Annotated in this window: 13 protein-coding genes and 1 riboswitch; of the genes, 8 read left to right on the top strand and 5 right to left on the bottom strand. The window is 33.8% G+C overall.

What is annotated here, in order from left to right:
• The 3 genes from Q0L29_RS02340 to Q0L29_RS02330 form a co-directional block, all read right to left on the bottom strand.
• A partial coding sequence (locus Q0L29_RS02340; RefSeq protein ID WP_296618730.1) for a response regulator occupies window positions 1-244 on the bottom strand: 244 nt, incomplete at its 3' end.
• Window positions 241-1,377, bottom strand: a complete 1,137-nt coding sequence (locus Q0L29_RS02335) for an ATP-binding protein (protein WP_296618727.1) — start codon at window positions 1,375-1,377, stop codon at window positions 241-243. The genes Q0L29_RS02335 and Q0L29_RS02340, both read right to left, overlap by 4 nt.
• A 20-nt stretch (window positions 1,378-1,397) precedes the next feature.
• Window positions 1,398-1,877 carry a hypothetical protein gene (locus Q0L29_RS02330; RefSeq protein ID WP_296618725.1) on the bottom strand — a complete coding sequence of 160 codons (480 nt, stop codon included), beginning with the start codon at window positions 1,875-1,877 and terminating at the stop codon, window positions 1,398-1,400.
• Between the two features lie 225 nt (window positions 1,878-2,102).
• Between Q0L29_RS02330 and Q0L29_RS02325 the strand changes: the two genes are divergently transcribed.
• The 3 genes from Q0L29_RS02325 (at window position 2,103) to Q0L29_RS02315 (ending at window position 5,204) form a co-directional block, all read left to right on the top strand.
• On the top strand, window positions 2,103-4,349 hold the full coding sequence (locus Q0L29_RS02325) for an FUSC family membrane protein (protein WP_296618724.1): 2,247 nt from the start codon (window positions 2,103-2,105) through the stop codon (window positions 4,347-4,349).
• 87 nt (window positions 4,350-4,436) lie between these two features.
• Complete coding sequence (locus Q0L29_RS02320; RefSeq protein WP_296618723.1) at window positions 4,437-4,721, top strand: YciI-like protein; 285 nt, start codon at window positions 4,437-4,439, stop codon at window positions 4,719-4,721.
• Window positions 4,722-4,733: 12 nt separating this feature from the next.
• Window positions 4,734-5,204, top strand: a complete 471-nt coding sequence (locus Q0L29_RS02315; protein ID WP_296618720.1) for an OsmC family protein — start codon at window positions 4,734-4,736, stop codon at window positions 5,202-5,204.
• 13 nt (window positions 5,205-5,217) lie between these two features.
• Here the strand turns inward: Q0L29_RS02315 and Q0L29_RS02310 are convergent, their stop codons facing one another.
• Window positions 5,218-5,682, bottom strand: coding sequence for a DUF1456 family protein (locus Q0L29_RS02310; protein WP_296618718.1), 465 nt, complete (start codon window positions 5,680-5,682; stop codon window positions 5,218-5,220).
• Window positions 5,683-5,858: 176 nt separating this feature from the next.
• Window positions 5,859-6,734, bottom strand: coding sequence for a succinate--CoA ligase subunit alpha (gene sucD, locus Q0L29_RS02305; RefSeq protein WP_296618716.1), 876 nt, complete (start codon window positions 6,732-6,734; stop codon window positions 5,859-5,861).
• Window positions 6,735-7,025: 291 nt separating this feature from the next.
• On the opposite strand from sucD, the gene Q0L29_RS02300 reads away from it, so the two are divergent.
• From Q0L29_RS02300 to Q0L29_RS02280, 5 genes are all read left to right on the top strand, one after another.
• A complete protein-coding gene (locus tag Q0L29_RS02300; RefSeq protein ID WP_296618715.1) occupies window positions 7,026-7,163 on the top strand; it encodes a DUF2256 domain-containing protein in 138 nt (45 codons plus the stop codon).
• 193 nt (window positions 7,164-7,356) lie between these two features.
• Window positions 7,357-8,853: an NAD(P)H-hydrate dehydratase gene (locus Q0L29_RS02295; protein ID WP_296618713.1), complete on the top strand. Its 1,497-nt coding sequence runs from the start codon at window positions 7,357-7,359 to the stop codon at window positions 8,851-8,853.
• A 41-nt stretch (window positions 8,854-8,894) separates the two neighbouring features.
• Window positions 8,895-9,260 (top strand): T9SS type A sorting domain-containing protein, encoded by a 366-nt coding sequence (locus Q0L29_RS02290; RefSeq protein ID WP_296618711.1) that lies wholly within the window; start codon window positions 8,895-8,897, stop codon window positions 9,258-9,260.
• Between the two features lie 107 nt (window positions 9,261-9,367).
• On the top strand, window positions 9,368-10,066 hold the full coding sequence (locus tag Q0L29_RS02285; RefSeq protein ID WP_296618709.1) for a lysoplasmalogenase: 699 nt from the start codon (window positions 9,368-9,370) through the stop codon (window positions 10,064-10,066).
• Window positions 10,067-10,192: 126 nt separating this feature from the next.
• Window positions 10,193-10,286: riboswitch (SAM riboswitch) on the top strand.
• A 357-nt stretch (window positions 10,287-10,643) separates the two neighbouring features.
• The coding region (locus Q0L29_RS02280) for a PLP-dependent transferase (RefSeq protein ID WP_296618731.1) at window positions 10,644-10,782 on the top strand (139 nt) is incomplete at its 3' end.

The raw sequence follows: 10,782 nt of genomic DNA, 5'->3' as shown, positions 1-10,782 counted from the left end.
CTTCCAGGAAATCCCAGCCACTCATACCAGGCATGTTAAGATCCAAAAAGATGATGCCTGGTTGTGGATAATCTGAATAATCACCTTTACAAAGTAAAAAGTCAAGGCCTTCCTTGGCTGATTTCACAGATTGAATATACACACCTGTATTCTCCTTCTCCAAAATTAATTTATGGTAAAAGTTTGTAGCTTCATCATCATCAATGAGTAAAACACAATCCAATTTATTTGATTTATTTGTCATATAATTTTTGCTAGTGTAAAATGAAACGAGCTACCGAAATCTTTTTTGGAGTTAATCCATATCTTTCCTCCATGCAACTCTACAATCTTACGACAGTAAGCCAATCCTAGGCCAGTACCATCATATTCTTCAATCGGATGTAAACGTTGAAAAATAAAGAATATTTTCCCATAATCATCTTCCGCTATTCCAATACCGTTATCTTTAACACAAAACTCTATATAGTCGTTCCCTTCAGTTGCCGAGATTTCAACAACTGGTGATACATCCGGTTTCCTAAATTTAAGCCCATTACTGATGAGGTTCTGAAAAAGCAAACGTAACTCTACCGGATTTCCGCTTACTTTAGGCAGATCACTAATCTTGACAGCAGCATCATTTGCAGTTAAAGTAGTATCAAAATCCAGTACAATATTGTTTACCAATTCCTGACAGTCTACCTCTTGAATCTCTCGCTTATTACCTATTCTGCTAAAATCAAGTAGTCCTTTGATCATGATTGTCACCCTATCAGTTGCAGAATTCACATAATCCAAAATTTTCTTTCCCTGATCATCAAATTGAGTATAATATTTCTGAGAGATTAATTGGATCATATTCCCGATAGTTCGCAGTGGCTCTTGCAAATCATGACTGGTAATGCTTGTAAAGCGTTCCAGTTCTCGGTTTTTAACCAATAAGTCTTTATTCAGGTTTTCGAGTTCCATTTTATTTTCTGATAGCTTCTCCTGCTGTATATCCAGTTTGATAACTTTATCTAATAATTCATCAGAACTATCCGACAATTCCTTATTAATACCTTCAAGACTTGAAAAACTACTTTTAGCAATAAATACAAGTGTTACACTCGTCCAAATGACCACCAAAGAAATAACCATGTTTATTTTAGTTAAATCATCTGGATTGCTGGACATATCCTCTGATAAGATAAAAGATATTATAGTCAACAAAGAACACACTCCGGCAGTATATATGCTTGCAAACTTTCCAGGTAAAAGCCAGCTGTATAAAATTACAACAATGTATAAACATGCCATTGCAACGCTGCTTTCCGTATTCAAATCGACTATAAAGATGACACTGGTAATTAATATAGCCATGAAAAACAAGCCTGCATTCTGCAAAAGCATCATAGATTTACGATTTGAAAGCATTAGTTCTGTTTACTATTCAATTGCTGTCTGAGTTCCATGTTTTCTGCTTCGTACTTTTTGAGTTGCTTTTCCAACTCATAGGTTTTCAGCTTATCTTCGGGTTGAGTTTCTATCAACTTTGGTAGATCCCGGATTAACACAAAGGCAGTCGCCAAACTTACAAGAGCAGTTAAAACCCTTAATAGCGCACTAATTCTGTAAGCAGGCCAGTAAAACATTATTGCATCAATCAGGTGTGTGCTTCCACAAAGAATAATGAATGCACCAAAAAGCCAGAAAACCGGCAAAAAAGGTAGATTATGGCGTTTTTGAATAAAGAAAATAATGATAGCAGGTATCACAAAATAGGCCAGCCAGATGGCGATATCACTAGTGATATATAACCAACCATGAAAGGATGACCATTCACCACATACCCAACGAGCCGGCCAATCATCTGCCGAAAAAAGTTTATTAATAAATTCTACTATTTGCTCCATATACGATACTAATTGTACTTACGTAAGTAAATATAGGTGTTACTCTTTGGAAAAAAAAGAATTCTTAGTTTCAATAATTTAATCCAAAAGTGATAGTCTTTTCCTTTTTTCAGAAGATGGAGAAGGATTACATTTCTATAAATATGAAAATAATTGCAAAAAATAGGTTACTAGCTCAACCGATTTGAATTATTTTGAGTACTATAGAACAGGCTATATTATTCTATGATAAAAATTTATATCCAAAAGATTCGTAATTTCCTAAACAGCTCAGATTTCCTAAAATCTGTTTTGGTCACCTTCGGAATAGTAGTTCCGGTCTTGATTGGGATTCAAATTGACCAACTACCCTATTTTCTTAGCATTGCTATTGGAATGTTTTTAACATCAAGTAGTGATGTCCCCGGAAGTCGCAAACATAAAAGTATTGGAATTTTAATTGCGTCAGTGATAGCGGTTGTAGCTACTGTCATCATCACATCTGCTGCCTCCAATCTTTATATATTACTTCCCGTAATGGCTGTTCTTATTTTTGGGATCTCCTATATTTCAGTTTATGGTTTTCGAGCATCCCTAATATCCTTTGCCGGATTATTGGCCATCGTTTTAAGTTTTGCCCATACACAGATAGGTTCAGAAATATTTATCAATGCAATGTTTATTGGAATAGGTGGGCTTTGGTCTTTATTACTCTCTGCACTTTTTCATCCTTTTTTGCAAAAACGCCAAATCAATAATGGCTTGACGGAATGCCTTCAATTAACATCTCAATACATTCGCATTAGAGGGAAATTATCCATTACTGTTCAAAATGAAAACCAACTGAAGGATGATTTATTCAACTTACAGGTGAAAATCAATGAATCACATGAAGCATTAAGAGAGCTATTATTAAGTGAACGACAAAACTCCGGTTTCTCTAATTACAAAAGAAAGCAACTACTCATTTTCATTGAATTGATTGATATATTGGAGCTTTCAATGGCAAATCCGGCTAACTACGAAAAAATTAATAAGCTTTTTAAAAACCAACTGTATCTTATTAATCCGTTTGTTGATTTAGTATTTGAAATTTCGAATCGACTAGAGCAAATGGCTGATGCCATGCAAAAAGGACGAAAGCTGAAGCAGAGGGAAGACCTGGAACCAATGATTGAAAAATGCCGAGAAAATATTCAAGCTTATGTGAATGAAGTAAAGCTACCTAAAGCCAGAGAAGGTGCTTTATTATTGCATAATCTATTGGATTATGAAGAAAATCAGCTCCAGAAAATTCAGTCCATGGAAAGAATATTCCATGATCTGGAAAATCAAAGCAAAATAGGACTAAAAAGCAGAGAAGGAAAACGATTTATCACCCAACAGGATTACGACCTTAATATCTTAAAAGAAAATTTCAGTTTTAAATCACCAATTTTCAAGCATTCTGCCCGTCTTACAATTGTCATGTTACTGGGCTTTGGGATTGGGACTTATTTTTCATTGCAAAATACCTATTGGATTTTGCTGACTATAGTGGTAATCATGAGACCTGGTTATACCTTGACTAAAGAGCGCTCAAAACACCGATTATATGGGACATTAATTGGGTCGGCAATAGCTGCTTTGATTGTATTAATCACGCAGAACACCTATGTTTATGCTGTTCTCTCTATCCTTTCGCTAACATTAGCCTTGAGTTTTATTCAAAAGAACTATAGAACCTCCTCCATCTTTGTGACTACCAGTATTGTATTCATTTATGCACTCATCAATCCAGATGCATTTGAAGTGATTCAATACAGAGTGATTGATACAATAATAGGTGCTTCAATTGCTTTTGGAGCTGGTTCATTTCTATGGCCTGCGTGGGAATCCTATAGCATCAATACCACCATCATTCAGGCCTTAAGAGCCAACCGTAAATACCTGTCCGAAATCAATCGCTACTATCATCAATCAGAAGGTTTAACAGATTACAAACTAGCACGGAAAGATGCTTTTTTAGAAATGGGCAACTTAAATGCAGCCTTTCAACGGATGAACCAGGAGCCTAAGGCACATCAACAAAATTTAGGTAAGATTAATGAAATTGTAAGTTTAAATCATACTTTTCTGACCGCCATGGCGGCCCTTGGCACTTTTATTCTTAATCATAAAAAAGATGAAGTGTCAGAAGATTTTGAGATAATCATAAACTCTGTGGATACGAATCTTCGACAATCCTTACAGACTTTACTTCACAAAAACGAAACTGAGAACACCGCTACAGAAAAATTGGAAGAAGCCTACCTACATTTAGAAGAAAAGTATGAAAACTTGGTGGCTATTCGGACTAAGGAACTGGAAAAAGAACAGTCCAAGCCTATTGATCCTGACTTTAGAAAAAATTTGCAAGCTACTCGCTTAATATCCGATCAACTTAAATGGCTGGTAAGCATTTCAGGAAATTTAAAGAAAGTAGTGAAGGAATTGGAGAAGGAAGGAGTTTAATTATAAATTATTAAAAAGGAAGCTTTAAAAATCATACTGAAAGAGATTTTAATTAAATTTATCATGTTCTAAACTAATGTTTGAAAAATGAATTACTACCTACTCTTCTATAAAACCATTGAAAATTATGTTGAAAAAAGAGCTCCTTATCGTTCTGAGCATTTGAAATTGGCAGAAGAAGCTCATCAAAAAGGTTATATAATTATGGCTGGTGCTATGGCAGAACCAGCAGATGGAGCCATTTTAATATTCAAAGGAGAAAGTCCTAAAATAGCTGAAGATTTTGCCAAAAATGATCCTTATGTGAAAAATGGCCTAATCAAAAGCTGGGAAGTAAGACATTGGACTGTGGTGGTTGGTCAAAATTCATAATAGCTTAAACTTATGAAATCACATAATTACAAATCAATTATCAAATGGACAGGCAATAAAGGAAAAGGAACCACTTCATATACTTCCTACGAAAGGTCTTATGATATTATAATTGAAAATAAACCTACAATAAAAGGAAGTTCAGACCCTGCATTTCATGGTAATTCCGAACTCCATAATCCAGAAGATTTATTTTTAGCTTCTATCTCCTCTTGTCATATGTTGTGGTATCTTCATTTATGTTCCGAAAATCAAATCACAGTAATTGATTATCAGGACAATGCTTCTGCTACCATGGGAGAAAACCCTGATGGTAAAAGGCATTTTAATGAGGCAGTTCTCACGCCCGAAGTGGTGATTTTAGAAAAAGATAAAATCGAATTAGCAGAATCCCTCCATCAAAAAGCTAATGAATTTTGTTTTATTGCCAATTCCTGCAATTTCCCTATTCATCATAACCTAATTATTAGGGTTCAGGAATAAATTACAAATAGGATCAATTATCCTTTCTATATTTTATCTGTAATCCATTAAGGAAATTTCTTAGATATTGATCTAGAAAAGGTCGGTATTGTGCTTGTTTTGGGTTTCTTAAAAATGCGGTTACTTCATGCGGACTAATCGGTTTACCTGCTAATTTAAAGGCTTCCATTATATCTTCAGTTTTTAATTTTAATGCAATCTTAAGCTTCTTAAGTATGGTGTTATTATCCAATATTTTTTCAGGCTTGGGTTGTTCTCCTTCTTTCTTTCCTCTTTTTTCGTTTATTAGCCCATTTAGGAAAATAGCCAATTGGTCATCATAAATTTCTTTAAACTCATCATGATCATCATTTTTCAGCCAATCAGTAACCAATGATCTCGTGACTTTATAATCAGCACTATCGAATATAGCAATCATCTGCTCATCACCATAATCAAAAATGTAGCGGATTCTTTTTAAAATGTCGTTATTGGTCATCTCTAATTAATTAAGATTCTAAAATAAAAAAGACTGTTTCAAAATTTATATCAACACTTATGAAAAGTATATCTCAAATTCTGAAACAGTCTCTAAATGTATATTTTGTCTAGATTCTATTTTTCCCGATTCCTTCGTCTCGGAATCTTCGCTTTGCTACGACTAGACTCTAGATTCTATTTTGCTAACGCTTTCTTCATAGTCTCTCCTATATCAGCTGGAGACTGAACAACATAAATACCACATTCGTCCATGATTTTCATCTTAGCTTCTGCAGTATCGTCTTTTCCACCGATTATCGCTCCGGCATGTCCCATTCTTCTTCCAGCTGGAGCAGTTTTACCTGCGATAAATCCAACAACAGGTTTTTTATTACCGTTTTCTTTTATCCAACGAGCAGCTTCTGCTTCATAATTTCCACCAATTTCACCTATCATTACAATAGCATCAGTTTCATCATCTTCCATTAACATCTGAACCGCCTCTTTAGTAGGAGTTCCTATTATTGGGTCACCACCGATTCCGATTGCAGTAGAAATTCCTAAACCTGCTTTAACAATTTGGTCAGCTGCTTCATAAGTTAAAGTACCTGATTTAGAAACAACTCCAATTCTTCCTTTTTTGAAAACAAAACCAGGCATGATACCTACTTTAGCTTCTCCCGGAGTAATTACACCCGGACAATTTGGGCCTATAAGAGTTAAATCTTTATTCTGAATATAAGTTTTTGCTTTCATCATATCTTTCACTGGTATTCCTTCCGTGATAGTGATGATAACTTTGATTCCTGCATCAGCAGCCTCCATAATGGCGTCTGCAGCGAAAGCAGGTGGAACAAAAATGATGGAAACATTTGCACCAGCTTCTTTAACAGCATCTTCGACAGTATTAAAAACAGGTCTGTCTAAATGTTTTTGACCTCCTTTTCCGGGAGTTACACCACCTACTACATTGGTGCCGTATTCTATCATTTGCTCAGCGTGGAATGTTCCTTCTGAACCTGTGAAACCTTGTACAATTACTTTAGAATCTTTATTTACTAAAACGCTCATTATGCTCTGTTTAAAGTTTTTGCAAAAATAGAACAAAAGGCTTCATTCACAAAGTAATTTCGTGCTTGTTTCCGAATAAGTTATAGATTGCTAAAATAAACAATCTCTCAACTCAATGATTTAGCATTATTGGATTTGCTTATAAATCTAATCCTACTTTATCAAGTTCTTAGTGTATAATGAAACCTGTCAGGTTTGTACTTGGTATTTAATAATGAAAACTAAATTCTAATTATTACTGTATTTTGTAGAAACCTGACAGGTTTTGGTTAAATTATAATTCTGTCTAAAATGCTTAAAAAAAGTGAATTGCCTTCCAAAGTTTGTCCAAGGTGCAATAGATCATTCAGCTGGAGAAAAAAATGGAAAAAAGATTGGGATAATGTGAAATATTGTAGCAAAAAATGTAGCGGATTGGCAAAGGAATAATAGTTGGCTTTAAATTCTAGGATTTAACTTCATTTTCCCTACCTTAACTTTTATGAAATCGACATTAAAAATTCAGATTGGAATTTTACTCCTACTCCCGATAGTTTTTGGACAGGCGAAATGAATTTTTAATCAAAGATTCCATAGCATGATCCGACAAAATCGGGGGGACCATTAAAACAATTAAATAAACATGAAAATCCTTAACGTCCAACAAATACAAGAAGCTGATCAATATACAATCAAAAACGAGCCCATAGCCAGCATTGATTTAATGGAAAGAGCTAGTCAGCAAGTTGTGAATTGGATTAGTAAACATTTTTCTAATAAGCATGAAGTTATTGTTTTAGCAGGCTCAGGTAATAATGGAGGAGATGGTTTGGCTATTGCAAGATTATTATCAAATCAAAATTATCAGGTGAGTGTAATTTTAGTGATGGGTGAGTCCGGTTCTGAGGATTTTGAACATAATTTAAAAAGGTTAAAGTCACTCAAAGAAGTTAAAATTTTGAATGATTATGATTTCTCAAATTCCACTGATAAAAATATATTTATAGATGCTGTTTTTGGCTCCGGCCTCTCCCGCCCTATCGAAGGAGAAATTGCAGACTATATCCAAAAAGCAAACGATGCTAAAGGAATTAAGATAGCAGTAGATATTCCATCAGGCATTTTTGCTGATGAGCCAAGTCCAGATGAAACTATATTCAGGTCAAATTTTACGCTTAGCTTCCAAGTCCCTAAGCTTGCTTTTATGATAGCTGAAAACCAAAAGTTTATTGGGAAATTTGAAATATTAGACATAGGTTTATCAAATGGATTTATAAATAATTGCATAAGCGATTACTCAATTTTCGAATTAACGAATGAAATAAAATCACGGTTAAAAGTCGATAGTACAGCACATAAAGGAAATAGAGGCCGGGCCACGATCATAGCCGGAGGACATGCTAAAATGGGAGCTGCAATATTAGCTTCAAAAGGAGCTCTTCATTCTGGAATAGGATTATTATCGGTTCAATCATGCCCTCATTGCATTGAAATTATTCAAATTCAAATACCTGAGGCTCTGATTCTGAAAGATGAAAATGAATACGTATTAGGTAGTTTTCTGGATTATGACAATCAGGATGTTCTAGTTTTTGGCCCTGCCGTGGGCTTTGCAAATAAGACCATTAAACTTTTAGAAGAAATATTAAAAAACTACATCGGCCAACTTATTCTGGATGCGGATGCTATTACAATTTTAGCAGAAAATCGTGAATTGTTAGAGCTATTGCCAAAAGGAACTATTTTAACCCCACATCCTGGAGAGTTTAAAAGATTAGTTGGAAATTATTCCAATAATTTTGAAGCTTTGGTGCAACTAAAGTCCTTCTGCAAGCATCATAAGGTGGTAGTAGTTTTAAAGGGAAAACACACTGCAGTTTGTAATGAAAATGGACATGTAAGTTTCAATACTACGGGCAACCCAGGAATGGCTAAAGGAGGCAGTGGAGATTTATTATGTGGAATTTTAGCAGGAATAGCACCTAGAGTGAAAAATCCTTTTATAACGTCAATATTGGCAGTATATTTGCAAGGTTTTGCAGGAGATATCAGTTTGAAAGAATATGGAGAAAATTATATGACACCCTCCACCATGATTTCAAATTTAAAAGATGTTTTTAAAGAATTAGAAAATAACTAAATACTAAAAACTTAAAACGTTTTTGATCGTAAGAAATTGTAATGAAAATATTAATCAACATATTAATTTTAACCTTCTTCAGCTTCAATATTTCTATTGCAGAATCTGATAAAATTAATTCCATTGGCAAGAAGGATAATGTTGAAATAGTAAGAGCCCTAAAAACTGCAGAGGTTTATCCTAATCCGGCAGAAGATTACATTTATCTTAAAATAAATGACCAAAAATTATCTTCAGATATTCAAATTGAAGTAATGAGCATCATTGGAAATAAAATGAATATTTCAAGTGAAAAAATTAAATCTGGCTTATATAAAATTAATCTAACCAATATTCCTAGTGGGCATTATTACGTAATGTTAACGCTTGATTCAGAAAAGAGCTTAAAGAAATTCCTTAAAAAATAGTTCTTAAGATATTTCAAAAAAATAAATTAATTACATCTATCTATTCTTTAAATAAATTCACTTTTTTTATCGGTTAATAATAATTACTTTTCGATAAATACTATGGCATGAATTTTAAAGCATATTTTTATTGGATAGTAGCAATTCTTGAAATCATTTCACTCACATTTGAAATTGATATACTGCATCAAATATGTAAACCCCTCTTAATGATTGCTTTACTGATTTACTTTTGGGATAAATCAGATATAAGAAAAGATGAAAAATGGGTTAGTTTTGTCACTTTGGCATTAGCTTTCAGCTGGGTTGGAGACATCATGTTATTATTTACTTACAAGCATTTCCTATTCTTTTTTGCTGGTCTAACTGCATTTTTGGGAGCTCATATTGTCTTCATTATCGCCTACAGAAAAGCAACATTTAATGATAAATTAAATTTCACATGGTCTTTTTTCCCTCTAGTTGTCATTGCATATTTGGCTTTAATGGCTTACTTAATATTGCCTTATGTCGATAGCGTTATTCAGGTTCCTATCACACTTTATGCTTTGATATTGGCATTGATGGTAATGATAGCCTGGTATCGTAAAAATCAAACCACAGATGAAAGTTTCCAATTAGTAGTACTAGGAGCTGCGCTATTTATCATTTCTGATTCGATTTTAGCTATCAATCGTTTTTCTCATACTATTCCATATGCAGGAGTAGCCGTTATGGGAACTTACATCATTGCGCAATGGCTTATAGTGAATGGATTATTAAAACATAGAAAAACAAAAGAAGAAACCTCCATACAAAACAACTAAAAGGATTGGTTTTTCAATATTTTATTCTGTTTAAAAATTATTTCTAGTATTCTTAATGTTTTTTTGTGTTAGAATTTGTTTTATTCAAAAAGCTTTTTCTACATTTGAAGTATTATTTCGGTAATCAATTTATAACGAAGAGGTGAGAGACAGGCTCGTTGACCCTCTGGCAACCTGAATCAAGGTGCCAAATCCTGCCCAACATTGGGAAATATAAATGATCAATTATGAACAACTTACAAATATTCGCTCCTAGCGAACACTTCAAGCAAGCCATTTCGGCTCAGAATTCAACACCAACAAATAGAGCTTCTAAGCTAAATTCTATTATTTCTAATGCATATATGCGAATGTGTATGTGCTGTTGTTGCTAATTAACAACTCCATTCTATTTGGATCTATTCCGGTAATCTGAAGGGACAATTATATCCTTTCCTATTTAAAGACTTATTCTGGAACAACCATAATCTACTATTAATCAATTACATAATAAAATTTAATTACTCACTCAGATATTCTGATTGACACAATCATACTTAATACTCATTAAAATATAATCATCTTAAAATTTATAATTATGTCAACTACACAAAAATTCGAAACATTACAATTGCATGCAGGCCAAGAGCCTGACCCAACCACTAACTCTAGAGCAGTACCGATTTATCAGACTACTAGCTATGTTTTCAATAACTCAGAGCATGGTGCTAACTTAT

It is taken from the genome of Marivirga sp. (genome assembly GCF_024636815.1).
Classification (GTDB): Bacteria; Bacteroidota; Bacteroidia; order Cytophagales; family Cyclobacteriaceae; genus Marivirga.
Note: the sequence above shows the minus strand (reverse complement) of the source record. Positions and strands in the feature narration are given on the sequence as shown.